Origin of the sequence: Micromonospora palythoicola, assembly GCF_036689795.1 — a bacterium.
In the GTDB taxonomy this organism is placed as follows: domain Bacteria; phylum Actinomycetota; class Actinomycetes; order Mycobacteriales; family Micromonosporaceae; genus Micromonospora; species Micromonospora palythoicola.
On the sequence record NZ_JBAGKI010000002.1, the window covers coordinates 1 to 20,345 of the forward strand.

18 protein-coding genes are annotated in these 20,345 nt (G+C 73.9%); 15 read left to right on the plus strand and 3 right to left on the minus strand.

Translation table 11 applies throughout. The features are described 5' to 3' along the window. Window positions 1-160: 160 nt before the first annotated feature. Window positions 161-1,756, minus strand: a complete 1,596-nt coding sequence (locus V5O40_RS01105) for a hypothetical protein (protein ID WP_332903824.1) — start codon at window positions 1,754-1,756, stop codon at window positions 161-163. Between V5O40_RS01105 and V5O40_RS01110 the strand changes: the two genes are divergently transcribed. Further along, window positions 1,661-2,575 (plus strand): Replicase polyprotein 1ab, encoded by a 915-nt coding sequence (locus tag V5O40_RS01110; RefSeq protein WP_408631817.1) that lies wholly within the window; start codon window positions 1,661-1,663, stop codon window positions 2,573-2,575. The two genes, V5O40_RS01105 and V5O40_RS01110, sit on opposite strands and share 96 nt — an antisense overlap. Further along, complete coding sequence (locus tag V5O40_RS01115; protein ID WP_332903664.1) at window positions 2,572-3,585, plus strand: HAD-IIA family hydrolase; 1,014 nt, start codon at window positions 2,572-2,574, stop codon at window positions 3,583-3,585. Before V5O40_RS01110 ends, V5O40_RS01115 begins: the two co-directional genes overlap by 4 nt. A 5-nt stretch (window positions 3,586-3,590) precedes the next feature. Here V5O40_RS01115 and V5O40_RS01120 read toward each other — a convergent pair whose 3' ends face one another. Continuing rightward, window positions 3,591-3,929, minus strand: coding sequence for an SCP2 sterol-binding domain-containing protein (locus V5O40_RS01120; RefSeq protein WP_164450069.1), 339 nt, complete (start codon window positions 3,927-3,929; stop codon window positions 3,591-3,593). A gap of 111 nt (window positions 3,930-4,040) precedes the next feature. Here V5O40_RS01120 and V5O40_RS01125 point away from each other — a divergent pair, with 111 nt between their 5' ends. The 13 genes from V5O40_RS01125 (at window position 4,041) to V5O40_RS01185 (ending at window position 19,719) form a co-directional block, all read left to right on the plus strand. After that, on the plus strand, window positions 4,041-4,637 hold the full coding sequence (locus tag V5O40_RS01125; RefSeq protein ID WP_332903665.1) for a phasin family protein: 597 nt from the start codon (window positions 4,041-4,043) through the stop codon (window positions 4,635-4,637). A 67-nt stretch (window positions 4,638-4,704) separates the two neighbouring features. Beyond that, window positions 4,705-4,923, plus strand: a complete 219-nt coding sequence (locus tag V5O40_RS01130; RefSeq protein ID WP_332903666.1) for a hypothetical protein — start codon at window positions 4,705-4,707, stop codon at window positions 4,921-4,923. Between the two features lie 16 nt (window positions 4,924-4,939). Beyond that, window positions 4,940-5,800: a TlyA family RNA methyltransferase gene (locus V5O40_RS01135; protein ID WP_332903667.1), complete on the plus strand. Its 861-nt coding sequence runs from the start codon at window positions 4,940-4,942 to the stop codon at window positions 5,798-5,800. A 212-nt stretch (window positions 5,801-6,012) separates the two neighbouring features. Further along, window positions 6,013-6,897, plus strand: coding sequence for an NAD kinase (locus V5O40_RS01140; RefSeq protein ID WP_164450072.1), 885 nt, complete (start codon window positions 6,013-6,015; stop codon window positions 6,895-6,897). Window positions 6,898-6,954: 57 nt separating this feature from the next. Continuing rightward, the gene (gene recN, locus V5O40_RS01145; RefSeq protein WP_332903668.1) at window positions 6,955-8,712 is read left to right on the plus strand and encodes a DNA repair protein RecN; all 1,758 of its coding nucleotides are present in this window, start codon (window positions 6,955-6,957) and stop codon (window positions 8,710-8,712) included. 118 nt (window positions 8,713-8,830) lie between these two features. After that, window positions 8,831-10,009, plus strand: coding sequence for a putative cytokinetic ring protein SteA (steA, locus tag V5O40_RS01150; protein WP_269737399.1), 1,179 nt, complete (start codon window positions 8,831-8,833; stop codon window positions 10,007-10,009). A 27-nt stretch (window positions 10,010-10,036) separates the two neighbouring features. Beyond that, window positions 10,037-10,978 (plus strand): copper transporter, encoded by a 942-nt coding sequence (locus tag V5O40_RS01155; protein ID WP_269737400.1) that lies wholly within the window; start codon window positions 10,037-10,039, stop codon window positions 10,976-10,978. A gap of 173 nt (window positions 10,979-11,151) precedes the next feature. After that, on the plus strand, window positions 11,152-12,018 hold the full coding sequence (locus tag V5O40_RS01160) for a hypothetical protein (RefSeq protein WP_332903811.1): 867 nt from the start codon (window positions 11,152-11,154) through the stop codon (window positions 12,016-12,018). Between the two features lies 1 nt (window position 12,019). Beyond that, window positions 12,020-13,654, plus strand: a complete 1,635-nt coding sequence (murJ, locus tag V5O40_RS01165; protein WP_332903669.1) for a murein biosynthesis integral membrane protein MurJ — start codon at window positions 12,020-12,022, stop codon at window positions 13,652-13,654. A gap of 52 nt (window positions 13,655-13,706) precedes the next feature. Next, entirely contained in the window at window positions 13,707-14,882 is a 1,176-nt protein-coding gene (locus V5O40_RS01170) for a glycosyltransferase family 4 protein (RefSeq protein ID WP_332903670.1), read from the plus strand. Then, on the plus strand, window positions 14,882-17,167 hold the full coding sequence (locus V5O40_RS01175; RefSeq protein ID WP_332903671.1) for a hypothetical protein: 2,286 nt from the start codon (window positions 14,882-14,884) through the stop codon (window positions 17,165-17,167). The genes V5O40_RS01170 and V5O40_RS01175 overlap by 1 nt, the downstream gene beginning before the upstream one ends. Window positions 17,168-17,303: 136 nt before the next feature. Beyond that, a complete protein-coding gene (locus V5O40_RS01180) occupies window positions 17,304-19,043 on the plus strand; it encodes a CTP synthase (protein WP_332903672.1) in 1,740 nt (579 codons plus the stop codon). A gap of 70 nt (window positions 19,044-19,113) precedes the next feature. Beyond that, window positions 19,114-19,719 (plus strand): NUDIX hydrolase, encoded by a 606-nt coding sequence (locus V5O40_RS01185; protein WP_332903673.1) that lies wholly within the window; start codon window positions 19,114-19,116, stop codon window positions 19,717-19,719. 100 nt (window positions 19,720-19,819) lie between these two features. Here V5O40_RS01185 and V5O40_RS01190 read toward each other — a convergent pair whose 3' ends face one another. Next, window positions 19,820-20,152: a TM2 domain-containing protein gene (locus tag V5O40_RS01190; RefSeq protein ID WP_332903674.1), complete on the minus strand. Its 333-nt coding sequence runs from the start codon at window positions 20,150-20,152 to the stop codon at window positions 19,820-19,822. Window positions 20,153-20,345 lie beyond the last annotated feature (193 nt).

Sequence of the window (20,345 nt, forward strand, 5' to 3'; positions counted from 1 at the left end):
CAAACCCCCCCACGCGCCGTGGGCCCGCCCCCGGGGGGGGGGTGGGTAGGTCCGACCCCCCGGCACACACGACACCGAGGGGGGCCCCCGGCAAGCGGGGCGCCCCTCGACTGCGTTGCGTCGTTGATACGGCGTACTCAGGAAGGATGTACCTGTGAGTTCAGCACCTCAGGGCGGGGACCGCCCCCGGGGTTACCAGGGTCGACCGGCGGATCGGGACGGCGGACCTCGCCGCGACGACCGCCCGTCGCGCCAGGACCGGGGAGAGGAACGAGGTTCTCGCGACGACCGCGGGTACGGCAGCGACCGATCCCGGTCCGGCGGCTTCCGCCGAGACGGTGACCGCCGTGAGGGCGGCTTCCGGGACAGTGGCCGCTCGGGCGGTGGGTACCGGGGCGAGCGCAGCGACCGTAGCTTCGGTGGGCGCGACGGCTCCGGCGACCGGGACCGTGGAACTGGCGGCTTCCGCGGCGGCGAACGCCGCGACTCCGACCGCCGTGAGGGTGGGTTCCGCCGCGACGATGGCGAGCGCTCCGGCGGCTTCCGTGGCGGCGACCGGGACCGTGGAACTGGCGGCTTCCGCGGCGGCGAACGCCGCGACTCCGACCGCCGTGAGGCTGGGTTCCGCCGCGACGATGGCGAGCGCTCCGGCGGCTTCCGTGGCGGCGACCGGGCAACCGGCGGATTCCGTAGCGAGCGCCGTGACGGCGGCGGCTTCCGTGGCGGTGACCGTCGTGAGGGTGGCTTCCGGGGCAACGACCGCGGTGCGGGCAGCGAGCGCCGCGAAGGTGGCTTCCGTGGCGGTGATCGCCGTGAGGGTGGTTTCCGGGACGGTGAGCGTCGTGAGGGCGGCTTCCGTGGGGGTGACCGTCGTGAGGGTGGTTTCCGGGACGGTGACCGTCGTGAGGGCGGCTTCCGTGGGGGCGACCGTCGTGAGGGTGGTTTCCGCGACGGCGAGCGCCGTGAGGGCGGGTTCCGTGGCGGTGACCGTCGTGAGGGTGGCTTCCGGGGCAACGACCGCGGTGCGGGCAGCGAGCGCCGCGAAGGTGGCTTCCGTGGCGGTGACCGTCGTGAGGGTGGTTTCCGCGACGGTGAGCGTCGTGAGGGCGGCTTCCGTGGGGGTGACCGTCGTGAGGGTGGTTTCCGCGACGGTGACCGTCGTGAGGGCGGCTTCCGTGGGGGCGAGCGTCGTGAGGGCGGGTTCCGTGGCGGTGATCGCCGTGAGGGCGGCTTCCGTGGGGGCGACCGTCGTGAGGGCGGCTTCCGTGGCGGTGACCGTCGTGAGGGCGGCTTCCGTGGCGGTGATCGCCGTGAGGGCGGCTTCCGTGGGGGCGACCGTCGTGAGGGCGGTTTCCGGGACGGTGAGCGTCGGGACGGCGGGTTCCGGGGTGACCGCCGCGAGGGTGGCTTCCGGGACCGGGACGGCGCTCGCGGAGCGGGCGGCTTCGCCGATCGCCGCGACGGTGGTTTCCGTCGTGGCGCGGATGAGCGTGGCGGCGACCGCCGTGGCGGCGGATTCCGGGACGACCGGGATGGTGAGCGTCGCTTTGGACGGCGTGCGGACGGACCCGGCTCGGCCGAGGACGGCCGAACGGAGGCGCCGGCGCTGCCTGACGAGATCGTCGCGACCGACCTGGACAAGGACGTCCGCGCCGAGCTGCTGTCGCTGGCGAAGCCGGTCGCGGAGACCGTTGCCCGGCACCTCGTGGCAACTGGGCAGCTGATCGACGAGGATCCGGCTGAGGCGCTCGCCCACGCACTTGCCGCTCGACGGCTGGCGTCACGGATCGCCGCGGTACGGGAAGCTGTCGGCTTGGCCGCCTACCACGCGGGGGAGTGGCAGTCGGCAATCGCCGAGCTGCGGACGTACCACCGGATGAGCGGTGCGCAGAGCCACCTTGCGGTGATCGCGGACAGCGAGCGGGCACTGGGCCGGCCCGAGCGTGCCATCGACCTGTTCCGTGGCGCCGACCAGGAGAAGCTCGATCCTGCCGTGGCCATCGAACTGCTGATCGTCGCTGCCGGCGCTCGCGGCGATCTCGGTCAGCGGGACGCCGCCGTGGCGATGCTCCAGGTTCCCGAGCTGACCACCGATGCCGTGCAGCCGTGGACGGCACGACTGCGGTACGCGTACGCCGACGCTCTGCTGGCCGTGGGACGGCGGACCGAGGCGCGGGAGTGGTTCTCCCGCGCGGCGGAGGTGGACGCCGAGGCGGAGACCGACGCCGCCGAGCGGCTGCTCGAACTCGACGGTGTGGTCATCGAGGGCGACGACGAGGACGAGGTGGCCGAGGAACTGGCTGCTGGTCCGGGTGCCCCTGGTGCGGTGCCGGCCCGTCCCGACGCCGGTTCGTCGAGCGAGACCGGGGACAGCGACCAGGATGACCCGACCGGGGACGACCTCGGGTCCGGCGAGCCGACGGCCGAGGCGACGGTCGACGCGGACCCCACGGCCCAGGGCTTGGCGGTTGGTCCGCCGGACACTGACGATGAGCGGAACGCGGACGCGGAGCCGGCCAGCGGGACCACCCGCGAGGCGGAGGGGACCGAGGAACCGGAGGCACGGCAGCGATGAGCGGGGGCCGGCTGGTCGACGGTTACGCCCTGGTCGTCTTCGACCTGGACGGGGTGATCTACCTGATCGACCAGCCGATTCCCGGCGCGGTCGAGACGGTCGGGCGGCTGCACGGTGAGGGCCGCGCGGTCGCGTACGCGACGAACAACGCCTCGCGTCGCGCCGCCGACGTGGCCGACCTGCTCACCGGGATGGGTGTGCCGGCCCGACCGGAGGAGGTCCTCACCAGCGCCGCCGCGGCCGCCCAGCTGCTGGGTGAGCGCCTACCGGCCGGTGCGCCGGTGCTGGTGGTGGGAGCCGAGGCGCTCCGAGCGGAAATCAGCGAGGCCGGCCTCAAGCCGGTCGCCACCGCCGACGAGGGCCCGGTCGCGGTCATCCAGGGGTACGGCCCACAGGTGGGCTGGGCCGACCTGGCCGAGGCGGCGGTGGCGGTACGGGCCGGCGCGACCTGGGTGGCCACGAACACCGACCGCACCCTGCCCAGCGGCCGTGGCCCGTTGCCGGGCAACGGCGCTCTGGTGGCCGCGCTGGCCACCGCGCTCGGCCGGGATCCGGACGAGATCGTCGGCAAGCCCGCACCGGAGCTGTTCGCCACCGCCGCCCGACGGGCGGACGGCGGTGCGGCGGTGGTCGTGGGCGACCGGCTGGACACCGACATCGAGGGTGCGAACCGGGCCGGCCTGGACAGCCTGCTGGTTCTGACCGGGGTCAGCGACGCCGCCGAGCTGCTCGCCGCGCCCGCCGAGCGACGGCCGACGTACGTCTCGTGGGACCTGACCGGGCTCTTCGACGTCGGTGGTGTAGTGCGGGTGCCGGCACCGGACGCCGACCACGGCGGCTGGCAGGTCAGCACCGGAACCGACGAGTGGCGGCTGTCCGGGGCGGGACGTGAGCTGGACGCGCTCGCCGCGCTCTGTGCGGCTGCCTGGCGCGGCCACCGGGCCGGCCCGGTCCGGCCGGCGTCGCCGGCCGCGGGCCAGGCGTTGGCGCGGCTCGGCCTGGTCTCCTGACCGGCTCAGAGCAGCTTGCGCAGCTTCATCAGGTCGAACGGGTTGGCCTTGATCGACACGCGGCGGTTGGCGACCGCGCGGGTGACGTCGAGGTCACCGCGCACCAGGGCCACCAGATCGTCACTGGTGGTGCTCATGGCGATCTTCGCCTTCGGATCGTCGCCGTCGGCGAGCTCCACCAGCCGACCGCCGGTGATCCGACCGTGGAAGGCGGTCTCCAGGTCGGTGATCCGGCAGGCCAGGGTGCGATCCAGGTCCACGCGATCACGGACGGTCTCCGCGTTGCGTTCGAGCCGGGCGGCCAGATCCTGCAACGCCTGCCGACACTCGTCCACCGTGGCCACCGATCGCCTCCTCGCCACACCACGTCGTCTCCCGGCACCGTACCGCACGGGACGGTTCCGACGGCCCGGTAGCGTGACACCTGCACAGCCGCCGGGCGAAAGGACTCAGGCATGCAGGACGCGTGGCGCGCCTACCTCGAACTGGCCATGGGCCTGACGGAGGCGCCCCGGAAGAAGGCACAGGACGCGGTACGCCGAGCGATGGGGTCAACCGGCGCCACGGCCGCTCAGCTGCAGACCCTGGCCGAGGAGTTACGGTCGACCGGCGCGGCCAACCGCGAGGCCCTGACCAAGCTGGTGCGGTTCGAGGTCGAGCGGGCGCTCGGTGTGGTGGGCCTGGCCACCGCTGAGGAGGTCGCCGAACTGGACCGCCGGGTGCGCGAGTTGGAACGCCAACTCCGGGCTACCGGCGGGGCACCCACCGGCGGCACCGCGCCCGGCCCCGCGACAACCGCCGGCCCCGCCGACAGCATCTCCGTGGGCACCCCGCCGACCGCGGCCGCAGCCCCACCGGCGAAGACGGTCGCCAAGAAGGCGGTGGCCAAGAAGGCGGTCGCGAAGAAGGCGGTGGCCAAGAAAGCGGTGGCCAAGAAGACCGTGGGCACGAAGGGAGGCGGCACGGTCGTGCGTACCGCTGACGGCGAGCCGGCGCCGCGACCGGCCAAGGCCGCACCGCCGCGCCCGCAGCGCCCGGACGGTGGCGCGTGACCGGGCGTCCCGTCGGCGACACGGCGCCCGGCCACCGTGCCGGGCCGGCCCCGCGCGAGGTGGCGGCATGACCGCGCCGCGGCCCGGTCCGACCGGTCCGCGTCCCGGCCCACCGCCGCAACGCTGGACCGGCGAGAACGGGCAGGATGACGCTCATCCGGCGGTCGACGCCGCCGTGCAGGCGATCGCCAACGCCGCGACGCTTGGACCCGCCGACCAGATCGCCCAGTACGAGGCCGCGTACCAGACGCTGCGGGAGACGCTGGCCACCATCGACCAGGCCTGAGGAGGCGCGTCCGTCCATGGCACGGCGTAACCGGTTGGACGCCGAACTCGTCCGTCGCGGTCTGGCCCGCTCCCGCGAGCAGGCGGTCGCGCTGGTGGAGGCCGGCCGCGTGCAGTTGCGTGGGGTGCCGGCCCGCAAGGCCGCCGCCATGGTCGATCCCGCCGACCCGCTGTTGGTCAGCGGCGCGGACCCGACCTCGGAGTACGTCTCCCGGGGCGGGCACAAGCTGGCCGGCGCGCTCGCCGCCTTCGCCCCCGCCGGGCTGGTGGTGGCCGGTCGACGCTGCCTCGACGCCGGCGCGTCCACCGGCGGTTTCACCGACGTGCTGCTGCGCGCCGACGCCGCCGAGGTGGTCGCGGTGGATGTCGGTTACGGCCAACTGGCCTGGTCGCTGCGGAACGACTCCCGGGTGCGGGTGCACGAACGCACGAACGTGCGGACGCTGACTCCCGAGTCGATCGGTGGCCCGGTCGACCTGACCGTCGCCGACCTGTCGTTCATCTCGTTGCGGCTGGTGCTGCCGGCCCTGGCGGCGTGCACCCGGGCCGACGGTGACCTGGCCCTGATGGTCAAACCGCAGTTCGAGGTGGGTCGCGAGCGGGTCGGTGCCGGTGGGGTGGTGCGCGATCCGGAGCTTCGGGCGCAGGCGGTGCTGGACGTCGCCGCGGCGGCCGCGACGCTGCGGTTGGGGCTGGCGGACCTGGCGGCCAGCCCGCTGCCCGGGCCGAGCGGCAACGTCGAGTTCTTCGTATGGTTACGCCGGGATGCGCCACCGGCCGACCCGGACCGGGTACGGACCGTGGTGACGGCCGGGCCACGCGGCCCGGTGCCGTCCGGCGGCGGGCCGGACGAGGCGACGGAGGAGGTGGCCACGTGAGCGAGCGAAGCAAGCGGACCATTTGGCGCGGCAGCGTGGCGGCTCGCGTCGTCGGCGCGCGGAGCGGGGCGGCGGCGTGAGCGAGCGAAGCGGGCGAACCGTTTGGCGCGGCAGCGTGGCGGCTCGCGTCGCCGGTGAGCGGAGCGGGGCGGCCGCGTGAGCCGGTCCGGGCGAGTTGAGCATCGGCGCGGGGTTCCCGGGCAGGAGCCACGGTGACCCGCACCGCCCTGTTGGTGACGCACACCGGTCGACGGCGCAGCACCGAGCATGCCCGTACGGTCGCCGCGGACCTGATCGCCGCCGGATTCGAGGTGCGGGTGGTGGCCGAGGAGGCCGAGGACCTCGACCTGCCGGGCACGGTACCGGTGACCGGGCCGGAGGCGGCCGAGGGAGCCGAGATCGTCTTCGCGCTCGGCGGGGACGGCACGTTCCTGCGCGCCGCGGAGCTGGCCCGGCCGGCGAAGGTGCCGCTGCTCGGCATCAACCTCGGCAAGGTCGGGTTTCTCGCCGAGGCGGAGATCGACGATCTCGACGTGGCGGTCCGGGACGTGGTCAGCCGCAACTACAGCGTCGACGAACGACTCACCCTCGACGTGACGGCCGAATTCGACGGCGGGCCGACCATCGAGTCGTGGGCCCTCAACGAGATAAGCGTCGAGAAGGGCGAGCGGGCCCAGATGCTGGAACTGCTGGTGGACGTCGACGGGCGGCCGCTGTCCCGGTACGGCTGCGACGGCGTGGTCTGCGCCACGCCCACCGGCTCCACCGCGTACGCGTTCTCGGGCGGGGGGCCGGTGGTCTGGCCCGAGGTGGAGGCGTTGCTGCTGGTGCCGATCAGCGCGCACGCGTTGTTCAGCCGGCCGCTGGTGACGGCCCCCACCTCCACCATGACGATAACCGTCGACCCGTTCACCACGCTGGCTGTGCTCTGCTGCGACGGGCGGCGGGTGTACGACCTGCCGCCCGGCGCCCGGGTCACGGTGCGGCGGGGCGCCCTGCCGGTACGCGTCGTCCGGCTGCGGGACCGGTCGTTCACCGCGCGTCTGGTGGCCAAGTTCGATCTTCCGGTGCACGGCTGGCGGGGCAACCGTCGCTGACGTCGGCGGCCGCGCCGGCTGGTCAAGTGTCGGGCCACGCGTCTACTGTCGGTTGCTGTGCTGGAGGAGCTACGCATCACCGGACTGGGTGTCATCGAGGACACGACGTTGCCGCTGACCGGCGGCATGAACGTCATCACCGGCGAGACCGGTGCCGGCAAGACGATGGTGGTGACCGGGCTCGGCCTGCTCTTCGGTGGTCGGGCCGACGCCGGCCGGGTGCGTGCCGAACCCGGCCGCGCCGTCGTCGAGGGCCGGCTGCGTCTGGGTGGCCGGGTGGCCGAGACGGTGCACGCCCGGATCACCGACGCCGGAGGTGAACCCGACGAGGACGGCTGCCTGCTGCTGAGCCGGACGGTCACGGTGGAGGGTCGGTCCCGGGCCCACCTGGGTGGTCGCGGGATGCCGGTGTCGATGCTCGGCGAGGTCGGTGAGCAGGCCGTCGCGGTCCACGGCCAGTCCGACCAGCTGCGGTTGCTGCGCCCGGCGGAGCAGCGGGCCGCGTTGGACCGGTTCGCCGGACCTGAGCACGAGAAGCTGCTCGACGCGACGCGGGACGCGTTCACCCGGTGGCGTCGGGTGGTCGACGACCTGGCCGACCGGCGACGCAACGCGCGGGAGCGCCACCAGGAGACCGACCTGCTGCGGCTGGGCCTCGACGAGATCACCCGGGTCGATCCGCAGCCGGGTGAGGACGACGAGCTGAAGGCGGAGGCGCAACGACTGGAGCACGCCGAAGGTCTGCGTACCGCGGCTCAGCTGGCCCACCAGTGCGTGGCCGGCGGGTTGGAGGCCACCGACGACACGCCCGACGCCTCGACGCTGCTCGGCACCGCCCGGCGCACGCTCGAGGCGCAGGCCGGCACCGATCCGGCGCTCGGCGAACTGGCCGTGCGCCTGGAGGAGGCGGCCACGCTTGTCGCCGACGTGTCGGTGGAGCTGTCCACGTACCTCGCCGGCCTGGACGCCGATCCGGCCCGGCTGCAGGCCCTCTACGAGCGACGGGCCGCGTTGCGCGCGTTGACCCGCAAGTACGCCGACGACGTCGACGGTGTGATCGCCTGGGCGGAGCGGGCCCGGACCCGACTGTCCGAGCTGGACAACTCCGACGAGCTGCTCGATGAGCTGGATCGGGAGGCGTCCCGGTTGGCCGGTGAGGTGGCCGAGCTGGCCGGCCGGCTGTCGGTGTCCCGGCAGGAGGCGGCGGCGCGGTTCGCCGAGCAGGTCACCGTCGAGCTGGCCGGGTTGGCGATGCCGCACGCCCGGATCGAGGTGGCGGTGCTGCCCCGACCCGCCGGTCGGGCCGAACCGACGTTGCCGGTCAACGGGGTCGACGTCGGCGTCGGACCCGACGGCGGCGACGAGGTCGAGCTGCGGCTGCTGGCCCACCCCGGCGCGCCGTCCCTGCCCCTGCAACGGGGTGCCTCCGGCGGCGAGCTGTCCCGGGTGATGCTCGCCATCGAGGTGGTCTTCGCCGGTTCCGGCGGCCCACCGACGCTGGTCTTCGACGAGGTCGACGCGGGCGTGGGTGGCCAGGCGGCGGTGGAGATCGGCCGCCGGCTCGCCCGGCTGGCCCGCAGCCACCAGGTCCTGGTGGTGACCCACCTGCCGCAGGTCGCCGCCTTCGCCGACCGGCACTTGGTGGTGGCCAAGGACACCGGCGGCGCGGTCACCACCAGCGGGGTCCGGGTGGTGGAGGACACCGAGCGGGCCCGGGAACTCGCCCGGATGCTCGCGGGTTTGCCGGACTCGGATCTGGGTATCGCCCACGCCGAGGAACTCCTGGCCGTGGCGGCCAGGGAACGGCGGTCCTGAGACCGCGATTGTGAGCGGAGGCACACCGGCCTTCGCCCATGTGTGCTTCCCTGGGTAGGCGGCCCTGCTCAGGCATGTCGCGACAGATTCCCCTGCCTCACATGCCAGGATGGTCACGATGCGTCTACCCACGTTGCGCCGGGCCCGGAACGCGGAACCGGGACAGATCCTCGGCACCGCGCGCCTGGACCGCCGTACGAAACGGCTGGTCGGCCGGCTCCGCCCCGGCGACATCGCGGTCATCGACCACGTCGACCTGGACCGGGTCGCCGCCGACTCGCTCGTCGCGGTCGGTGTCGGTGCGGTGCTCAACGCCAAGCCGTCGGTCTCCGGCCGTTACCCCAACCTCGGGCCGGAGGTGCTGATCTCGGCGGGCATCCCGCTGCTCGACGACCTCGGCGAGGGCGTCTTCGAGCGGATCCGTGAGGGCGACACGGTGCGCATCGAGGGCAACACCGTCTACCTGGACGACGATCCGGTGGCACACGGCAGCCTCCAGGACGCCGAGAGCGTGGCCAAGGCGATGACCGACGCCCGGGAGGGCCTGTCGGTGCAGTTGGAGGCGTTCGCCGCCAACACGATGGACTACCTCAAGCAGGAGCGCGACCTGCTGCTCGACGGTGTCGGAGTGCCCGAGATCGCCACCGAGGTGCAGGGCCGGCACTGTCTGATCGTGGTCCGGGGCTACGACTACAAGGCCGACCTGGACGTGCTGCGCCCGTACATCCGGGAGTTCAAGCCGGTGCTGATCGGCGTCGACGGGGGCGCCGACGCCCTGGTCGAGGCGGGCTACACCCCCGATATGATCATCGGCGACATGGATTCGGTCACCGATGACGTGCTGCGCTGCGGCGCCGAGGTCATCGTGCACGCGTACCCGGACGGGCGGGCGCCGGGACTGCCCCGCGTCAACGGCCTCGGCGTGCCGGCGGTGACCTTCCCCGCCGCCGCCACCAGCGAGGATCTCGCCATGCTGCTGGCCGACGAGAAGGGCGCCTCGCTGATCGTCGCGGTGGGTACCCACGCCACGCTCGTCGAGTTCCTCGACAAGGGGCGCGGCGGCATGGCGTCGACGTTCCTCACCCGCCTCAAGGTCGGTGGCAAGCTGGTCGACGCCAAGGGCGTCAGCCGGCTGTACCGGCAGAGCATCTCGGGGTCGTCCCTGCTGCTGCTGGTCCTGTCGGCGCTGGCCGCCATGGCGTCGGCGGTGGCCGTCTCCACCGTCGGCAAGGCGTACCTGGGCGTGGTCTCCGAGTGGTGGGACAATTTCGTGTTCCAGCTCGGCCAGCTCTTCTAGCTCCCGACCGATCAAGAGGCTTCAAGCGTGATCAACTTCCGGTACCACGTGGTGTCCCTGACCGCGGTCTTCCTCGCCCTGGCGATCGGCCTGGTGGTGGGTACCGCCGCGCTCAACGGTCCGGTCGCGGACTCGCTCCGGGAGACCGTCAACGAACTGCGCAAGGACAACCAGCAGATGCGCCAGGCGGTCCAGAACATGCAACGGGAACTCGAGCTGGAGGAGGAGTTCGCCGCCGAAATGGCCCAGGTGATGCTGCCGGGCACGCTCAGCGGCAAGCGGGTGCTGGTGCTCAGCCTGCCCACCGGTCGCGAGCACACCGACGGGGTGCTCAACATGCTCCAGCTGGCCGGTGCCGACGTCACCGGGCGGGTCGACCTGCAGGACAAGTTCATCAACCCGGAGAACAACAACGACCTGCTCGAACTGGCGGTCACCGCGGCCCGGCCGACCGACGCGCCGACCGCGGGACTACCCGGCAACGGCCACGGCGTCGAGACGTCCAGCGCCCTGCTGGCCACCGTGCTGCTGGACCAGCCCGCCGGCGCCGAGCCGGTCACCGAGGCCGACCGGCGGGCGGTGCTGGCCGCGTACGGCAACGCCAACTACCTGACCACCGGCGACCGGATCACCGCACCGGCGGAGGCCGTCGTGGTGGTCAGCGGGCAGCCGTACGTGGACAAGGACTCCGCCAAGAAGGACGAGTCCGTGGTCAAGATCGCCGAGCAGTTCGACCGGACCGGGGCGATCGTGGTGGCCGGCAACGGCTCGGCCGGCGGGAACCTGGTGGCCTTCGTCCGGGGTGACGCGGTGCTCGCCCAGACCATCTCGACGATCGACAACGCCAACACCGTCCAGGGGCAGCTGGTCACCACCCTGGCGCTGGTGCAGCAGCTCGCCGACCGTAAGGCCGGTCACTTCGGCGTCGGTGACAGCGCTGCCTCGCTGGTGCCTAGACTGCCCCAGTGAACCCTTCTCGCCCTCCGCACGGCCCGACCTGTCGGCGGGTCGCCGGAGGTGCGCCCGCGCCCAGCGGGGCGGGTTGACGAGGGGTCCAGTGGCGTGACGGGGCACCAGGTGCCCGATCCGACGATCTCCGCCGGCCGGCGGGAGGGGATGGCGTGAGTGAGCGGGACGGTGACGTGACGGTCTTCGGTCGACTCCTGGTGGCCGGGGCCGGGGCGGTCGCCGCCCGGTACGCGCTCCGCGTGATCCGCACCGCACCGCCCGCGCCGGCCCTGGAACGGACCAACTTCCGGGGACGCACCGTGACCCTGGCCGGCGGACCGGCCCTCGCGTTGGGGGCCTCGGGCGCCGCGGCCTGCGGGGCGGCGAGTGTGCCGGCTGGGGCGGCCACCCTGGTCGCCGGGCTCGGCGCCGGCGCCGTGGGCCTCTACGACGACATCGTCGGTGCCCGCCCGGAGCAGAAGGCGGCCAAGGGGTTCGCCGGGCACCTGGCCGCGTTGCGGCAGGGCCGGGTCACCGCCGGCCTCGTCAAGATCGTCGGAGTGGGTGCGGCCGGTCTGGGGGCGGCGGTCCTGCTCGCCGCCGATCGCGACGTGGCGGGGCATCCCCGTCGGCGCCGACCGGGCGCGGTGGGGCGGGGCGTCGACGTGCTGCTCGGTGCCGGGGTGGTGGCCGGCACGGCGAACCTGGTCAACCTGCTCGACCTGCGCCCGGGACGGGCGCTGAAGTCGGGTCTGCTGCTCGGTGCCCCGCTGAGCGGCGGACGGCACGGCGGGATCGCCTCGGGCGCGGCCGGTGCCGCCGCCGGGCTGCTCCCCGCCGACCTCGCCGAGGACGTGATGCTCGGCGACAGCGGCGCGAACGCCCTCGGCGCGGTGCTCGGGGTGGCGCTGGCCGCCCGTACCGGCCCGGCCGGCCGGGCCGGGCTGCTGGCCGTCCTCGCCGGGCTCACCGCCGCCAGCGAGAAGGTGAGCTTCACGAGGGTCATCGCGAGCACGCCGGGGCTGCGTGAACTCGACGCGCTGGGCCGACGCGCCGACTGACGTGACCAGACCGGCCCCCCTCGTCGGCGCCGGCCGGGTGGCCGGAGCGGCCGCCCTCATCGCCGCACTCACCGTGCTCAGCAGGCTGGCCGGGTTCGGGCGTACCGCCGTGTTCACCTGGGTGTTGCAGGACAGCGACCTGGGCGCGATGTACCTGCTCGCGAACACCATTCCGAACATCATCTTCGAGATCGTCGCGGGTGGGGCGCTGGCCAGCCTGGTCGTACCGCTGCTCGCCGGAGCGGTCGCGGCGGGGGACCGGCGGACGGTCGCCGCCACCACCGGCGCGCTGCTCACCTGGACGGTGACGCTGCTCGTGCCGCTCGCGGCGCTGGTGGCGCTGGGCGCCGGGCCGATCATCGACGCGCTCGGCGACGGCCGGTCACCGCAGGAGTTGGCGGCCGCCGCCCGGATGCTGCGGGTGTTCGCGCCGCAACTGCCGCTGTACGGCGTCGGCATCGTGCTCACCGGGGTGCTCCAGGCGCACCGCCGGTTCGCCTGGCCGGTGATCGCCCCGCTGCTGTCCAGCCTCACGGTGGTCGTGGTCTACCTGGTCTTCGCCGGGGTCGCCGGTACCGGAGCCAGCGTGGCGCAGGCGGGCCGTGGCGGTGAGCTGGTCCTGTCGGTGGGCACCACCCTCGGCGTGGTGGTGCTGTCGCTGTCGCTGCTGATCCCGCTGCGTCGGCTGCGGCTGCCGCTGCGCCCCGGGTACGCGTTGCCGGCCGACGCCCGGGTCCGGGTACGCGGGCTGGCGGTGGCCGGCGTGGTGACGGTCACCGCCCAGCAGGTCGCGCTGGCGGTGATCCTCTATCGGCTCTCCAGCGGTCGGACCGAGGCGTTCCAGGTGTTCAACCTGGCGCAGACGTTCTACCTGCTGCCCTGGGCGGTGCTGGCGGTGCCGCTGGCCACCGCCGCGTACCCGACCCTGGCCACGGCGGCGGGCGCCGACGAGCCGACCTACCGGAAGGTGCTGTCGGCGACGCTGCGCGGGGTGCTGCTGTGCAGCTTCCTCGGTGCTGCGGCGCTGGTCGGTGCGGCCGGTCCGATCGGCCGGTTCTTCCCGCTCGACAGCGACGCGACCGCCGCCGCGATCGCCGGCTATGCGCCGGGGTTGCTCGGGTACGGGCTGTTCGCGGTGTTGTCACGCGCGTTGTACGCCCGAGGTGCGACGCGGGCGGCGACCGTCACCATCACCGCCGGCTGGCTGGCGGTCCCGCTGGTGTTGCTTCCCCTGTCGGCGCTGCTCCCGGTGGCCGATCGGGTGTTGGCGGTGGCGTTGGCCAACTCGGCGGGAATGCTGCTGCTCGGCGCGCTGCTGCTGGTCGCGGTCGCCCGGTCGGCCGGACGGGAGGCGCTCGCCGGTGCCGGACGGGCCGCCGGTGCCGGTCTGCTGGCCGGCGGTACGGCCGCCGTCGTGGCGGTGGCGACGCTGCGGCTGCTGGACGCCGAGGGCGACCCCCCGGCGCGGTGGACGGCACTGATGCAGGGCATGCTGTCCGGAGTCCTGGTCGCTGTCGTGTTCCTCGCCGTGGTGTGGCTGGTCGACCGGCAGGACCTGCGGCCACTGCTGACCGGCCTGGGTCGACGCCTGCGCCGGGCCCGGCCAGCCGACCGTGAGGAGGAGGCGTCCCGGTGAGCGCGAGGAGTGAGCTTGCGAGCCCCGCAGTCGCGAACGGAGGGTCGGTCCGGTGAGTGCGTCGAACGGGTCGGCGGCCGTCGCGGGTCGGCCGGGGACGGTGGTGCTGCTGCTGGCGTCCAGCACCGGCGGGGTCGGCCAGCATGTCCGATCGGTGGCGCGAGGGCTGGTCGCGGCCGGGCGGCCGGTGCTGGTCTGCGGGCCGGCGGCGACCCAGGAGCAGTTCGACTTCGTGGCTGCCGGTGCCCGGTTCCGGCCGGTGGAGATCCCGGCGAGTCCCACGCCGGCTGACGCCCGGGCGGTGGGTACGCTGCGCCGGCTGCTCGCCGCCGAGCAGACCGACGTGGTGCACGCGCACGGGCTGCGCGCCGGGCTGGTGGCGGTGCTGGCCCGGCCGGTGGCTCCACTCGTGGTCACCTGGCACAACGCCGTGCTGGCCGGCGGGGTACGCGGTGCCGTGTCCCGGCTGGTGGAGCGGATCGTGGCGCGGGGTGCCCGGGTGACCCTCGGCGCCTCCGCCGACCTGGTGGCGCGGGCCGTCGCGTTGGGCGCCCAGGATGCCCGGCTCGCCCCGGTCGCCGCTCCGGAACTGCCCGCGCCGCGTCGTCGCCGGGCCGCCGTGCGGGCCGAGTTCGCCGTCGCCGCCGACCAGCCGTTGATCCTGTCGGTCGGCCGGCTGCATCCGCAGAAGCGGTACGACGTGCTGGTGGACGCCGCCGCCCGCTGGCGCGAGCGCACCCCGCCGCCGGTGGTCGTGATCGCCGGCAGCGGACCGGCCTACCTGCCGCTGGCCGCGCGGATCAGCGCCGTGCGGGCGCCGGTCACCCTGCTGGGGCACCGCACCGACGTGGCTGATCTGCTCACCGGTGCCGACCTCGCGGTGGTCACCAGCGACTGGGAGGCCCGTCAACTGTTCGCGCAGGAGGCGTTGCGGGCCGGCGTACCGCTGGTGGCGACCGCGGTGGGTGGGCTGCCGGAACTGGTCGGCGACGCGGCGGTGCTGGTGTCCCCGGGCGATGTGGACGCGGTCGACGCGGCGGTGCGGGGCCTGCTCGACGACGAGGCCGGCCGCGCCGAGCTGGCGCGGCGCGGCGCGGCGCGGGCGTCGACCTGGCCGACCGAGACGCAGACTCTCGCCCAACTGCTGGCGCTCTACGCCGAGCTGGTGCCGGGCCCGGCCGGGCCGGCGACGCCGGGCGCCGACACCCCGTCGACGGGACGCCGGTGATGCTGCGTCGCATCGCGCCGATCCTGCTCACCGTGCTGGTGGTGGCGCTCGGGGTCACCGCGCTGGCGGCCCGCCCGCAGAGTCCACCGGCTCGACCGAGCGCCGACTACGTGGTCCTCGTCGGGGTGGCCGGGCTGCGCTGGGACGACGTGGACGCGGAGCGTACGCCGACGCTGTGGCGGCTGGCCCGGGAAGGCTCGATCGGGTCACTGTCGGTGCGTTCGGCGCACCGGCCCACCTGTCCCGTGGACGGCTGGCTGACCCTCGGCGCGGGCAGCTTCGCCGCCTGGCCCGGCAACCGGGGTGGGGACGGGCAGTGTGCGCCCGTCGACGTGACGGTGGACCAGCCGGACGGCATCGGTGCGAACCTGCCGGACCAGGAGAGCGTGGTCCTGCACAACCAGGAGCGGCTGCCGTGGGGTGCGGTGCCCGGTGCGCTGTCGGAGTCGGTGCGGTGCTCGGTGGCGGTCGGTCCGGGCGCGGCGGTGGCCGCCGCCAGACCGTTCGGCCGGGTCGACCGGTACGCGCCGACGCTGCCCGAGGAACCGGCCGGACTGCTTGGTTCGTGTGTGCTCAGCATCGTCGACCTCGGCACGGTGGCGGGCGACGATCCGGCGGTGCGGGCGGCGGCGGCGCAATCCGCCGACGCCGAACTGGCCCGGGTGCTGGCCGGTCGACCGCCACGTTCACTGGTGATCGTCGCCGGGGTCTCCGACACCGAGCGGCCGTCCCGGCTGCACGTGGCGGTCGCGCACGGTCCCGGCTGGGAGGAGGGCTGGCTTACCTCGCCCAGCACGGACCGTCGGGGCTATCTGCAACTGATCGACCTGGCCCCGACCGCGCTGGCCGCCCTGGGCCGCCCGATGCCGGACCGGCCCTTCCTCGGCCGGCCCGCCGAGTCGGTCGGTGACCGGCCCGCCGACCTGTCCGCGGCGATCGCCGAGCCGGCGGACGCGGACCGGGAGGCCGCCGCCCAGCGGGAGGTGGCCGGCGGGTTCTTCGTCGTGCTGGCCGTCGTTCAGGTGGCGCTCGCGGTGGCGGTGCTGCCGCTGCTGCGCCGGGCCCGCCGGCACGCCGGACCGTACGGACCGAAACCGGTGCCGCGTGCGGTGGTGGCGACGGTGGAGGTGCTGCTGGTCGCCGCCGCGCTCGCGATACCGGCGGCGCTGGTCGCCGAGGCCGCTCCGTGGTGGCGTTTCGCCCATCCGGCGGCCTCGTTCGCCGGGCTGACCGCCGTGCTGCTGGCGGCCACGACGCTGCTGGTACGGCTCGCCCCCGGGTACCGCGCCACCCTGGGCCCGCTCGGCGCGGTGGCCGGGTTGACCACGTTGGCCGTCGGTCTGGACGTCGTCACCGGTGCCCGGTTGCAGCTCAACGGCGTGGTGGGCTACTCCGCGTTGGAGGGCGGCCGCTACGCGGGTCTGGGCACCGTCGGACTCGGCGTGTTCGTCGCCGCTGCCCTGCTCAGCGCCGGCTGGCTCGCCCAGCGGGTACGTCGTGGCTGGCGGCCGACCGTCATGGTGATCGTGGGCGGCGCCGCCGTGGTGGTCGTCGGCAGCCCGTACCTGGGCGCCGACTCGATCGGCGCGATCGCGCTGACCGCCGGAGTGAGCGTGGCGGCGGCGATCAGCGCGGGTGGCTGGCTGACGCTTACCCGGCTGGCCTGGGCGACCATGGCCGGGCTGGCCCTGACGGTCGGGTTCGCGGTGGTGGATCTGGGTCGGGACCCGGCGGAGCGGGGCAGCCTCGGCCGGTTCCTGGCCGCGCTCGGCGACGGCACCGGCGGGTTGACCGTGCAGCGGTCCAGCGCCGCCAGTTTCGAGACGCTCGTCGACAGCCCGCTGACGGTGCTGGCGCTGGCGGGGGCGCTGCTGGTCTGGTTCGCGCTGTTGCAGCCCTGGGGCGGGCTCATGCGGCTGTTCGGCATCTACCCGGCGATGCGGGCGGCGATGGCGGGCACCGCGGTGGCGGCGGTGATCGGCGGTCTGCTGGGTGCCGCGGCGCTGGACGTGGCGGGGGCCGCGGCGGCCGTGGTGGTGCCGATGGCGGCGCTGTCGGCGCTGCGGGTGCTCGACCACTCGGCGGACCGGACCAGGCCGGGGATGGACCGCCCGGCTGACGGCGGGCCGTCCGGTGGCGGTCCGGGCGCGCCGGGCCCGAGTGGTGGCGGTCCGGGCGATGCCGGTCCGGGCGATGCCGGTCCGGGCGATGCCGGTCCGGACGGTGGCGTCCCGGATGGTGGCGGTTCGGGCGGGCGGTCGTCGGCCGAGGTCGCGACCGGGTGACTCGGCGGCGGTACCCGGGTGCGCCACCGGAGGGCCGTCGGGGAGGTGTTACCGTGGAATCCCGTGGATCGCGTGATCACTTCGCTGATCGGCTCGGCGGTCTGCACGACCGCGACGGACGACACGGGAGCAGGCCTTGGCCCCTTCAGCACGGACGACCAGGCACATATTCGTCACCGGAGGAGTCGCCTCCTCGCTGGGTAAGGGGCTCACCGCCTCCAGCCTCGGCAACCTGCTGACCGCGCGCGGCCTGCGTGTGGTGATGCAGAAGCTCGACCCGTACCTCAACGTCGACCCGGGCACGATGAACCCGTTCCAGCACGGTGAGGTCTTCGTGACCGAGGACGGTGCCGAGACGGATCTCGACGTCGGCCACTACGAGCGTTTCCTGGACCGGGCGCTGTCCGGCAAGGCCAACGTCACCACCGGCCAGATCTACTCCGAGGTGATCGCCAAGGAGCGGCGCGGTGAGTACCTGGGCGACACGGTCCAGGTGATCCCGCACATCACCAACGAGATCAAGTCCCGGATCCTGGCGATGGCCGACCCGGACGACGACGGCCGCACCCCGGACGTGGTGATCACCGAGGTCGGCGGCACGGTCGGTGACATCGAGTCGCTGCCGTTCCTGGAGGCGATCCGCCAGGTCCGCCACGACCTGGGCCGGGACAACTGCTTCTACCTGCACGTCTCGCTGGTGCCCTACCTCGCCCCCTCCGGTGAGCTGAAGACGAAGCCCACCCAGCACTCGGTGGCCCAGCTGCGCAGCATCGGTATCCAGCCCGACGCCATCGTGTGCCGTTCCGACCGGGACATCCCGGAGAAGCTCCAGCACAAGCTCTCCCTCTACTGCGACGTCGACGCCGAGGCGGTGATCGCCGCGCCGGACGCGCCGAGCATCTACGACATCCCGAAGGTGCTGCACCGGGAGGGGCTCGACGCGTACGTGGTGCGCCGGCTGAACCTCTCCTTCCGGGACGTGGACTGGGAAGGCTGGGACGACCTGCTGGAGCGGGTGCACCAGCCCCGGCACACCATCACCGTCGCGCTGGTCGGCAAGTACGTGGACCTGCCCGACGCGTACCTGTCGGTCAGCGAGGCGATCCGGGCGGCCGGCTTCGGCCACCGGGCCCGGGTGCAGCTGCGCTGGGTGCCCAGCGACGACTGCGTCACCCCGACCGGTGCGGCGGCGGCCCTGGCCGGGGTGGACGGCATCGTCATCCCCGGCGGGTTCGGCGTCCGGGGCATCGAAGGCAAGATCGGCACCGCCCGGTACGCCCGGGAGAACGGCATTCCGCTGCTCGGGCTCTGCCTGGGCCTGCAGTGCATGACCATCGAGGTGGCCCGGCACCTGGCCGGCCTGGACGGCGCCAACTCTGTGGAGTTCGACGCCGAGGCGGTGCACCCGGTCATCGCCACCATGGCCGATCAGCAGGACATCGTCGCCGGCAAGGGCGACCTGGGCGGCACGATGCGGCTGGGCGCGTACCCGGCGACCCTCACCGAGGGGTCGATCGTCGCCGAGGCGTACGGCAGCACCCAGGTCAGCGAGCGGCACCGGCACCGGTACGAGGTGAACAACGCCTACCGCGACCAGCTCGCCAAGGCCGGGCTGCACATCTCGGGCACCTCGCCGGACGGTCGGTTGGTCGAGTTCGTCGAGCTGGACCGCGACCTGCACCCGTTCTTCGTGGCCACCCAGGCGCATCCGGAACTCAAGAGCCGCCCCACCCGGCCGCACCCGCTGTTCGCCGCGTTCGTCCACGCCGCGGTGACGTACTCGCACGCCGACCAGCTCCCGGTCGATCTGGACGGGGCCACCGCCGAGCGGGCCACCCGCAACGGCGCCGCCACGAAGGCGGCCTCGGCCTCGTGAACGGGCGGTCCGCACGAATCGACGGGGCGATCCGGGCCGAAGCCGGAGCGGGTGACCCGGTGGTGGGCCGGTGAGCGCCGTGGAGCACCGCTACGAGGTGCGCTCGCGGGAGCTGCGCTACCGCGGCCGGATCTTCGAGGTGGTCACCGAGGAGATCACCATGCCCGGCGGTGGCACCGCGGCGCGTGACCTGGTGCGCCACGTCGGCGCGGTGGCGGTGGTGGCGCTGGACGACGCCGGTCAGGTGGTGCTGATCCGGCAGTACCGCCAGCCGGTCGGCCGGCGGTTGTGGGAGTTGCCGGCCGGGCTGACCGACGTCTCCGGGGAGGATCCGGCCGTGACGGCGACGCGGGAGCTGGCCGAGGAGGTCGACCTCACCGCCGGCCGACTCGACGTGCTCGTCGACGTGCACAGCTCGCCCGGGTTCACCGACGAGCTGGTCCGGGTCTTCCTGGCCCGGGATCTCGGCGAGGTGCCGGCCGAGCAGCGACACGACCGGCACGACGAGGAGGCCGACCTGCAGATCGTCCGGATCGACCTGGACGAGGCGGTCGGCATGGTGCTGGCCGGTGAGATCAGCAACGGACCGTGCGTGGCGGGACTGCTGGCCGCCGCCCGCGCCCGCGACGCCGGCTGGTCGGGGTTGCGCCGGGCGGACGCGCCGCTGCCCCGCTGACCCGGCGCGGTGCCCGAGGTGGGCCGGATCTCGTCAGGCTGGTGGGAACGGCATGGGGGCCGGGCGGTGCACCGCCCGGCCCCTCACGTGGTGTCACTGGTCAGTCGCGTAGCGGCCGGCCCTGGGCGTCGACGCCGCCGTTCACCAGGATCAGAATGCCGTCGACGAAGCCCCAGATGCTGCCGATGCCGAACGTGCAGACACTCACGACGAGCTGCAGGACACCGGTCTTGACGTCACCGATGTAGAACCGGCCGGCGCCGAAGAAACCGAGCACGATGCCGAGGACACCCGCGACGACCTTGCTCTTGTCGGAAACACCCTGGGGGTACCCGGGCGGAATGGGAGGAGTAGTCATGGAGCGACACAATAGTGATCCACTAACGCGCTGTCCGCACCGGTGCGCACCAGATGGGACGATGGTGCCGAACACCGTCCGCACGGCTGATGTGACATCCACCGCCGGCCCGGGTACTCACACCTGACACATCGTCAACGGCCACGGCGAGCAGGTGTCACAGTGCAGGCTCCGCCGACCTGCGGTCACGCCTAGACTGCCGCCGGCGGGACCGGTCGACCGGGGCGGCAATGGGGCCGCCACGGCGCCGCGCAGTCGGGGTGAACGT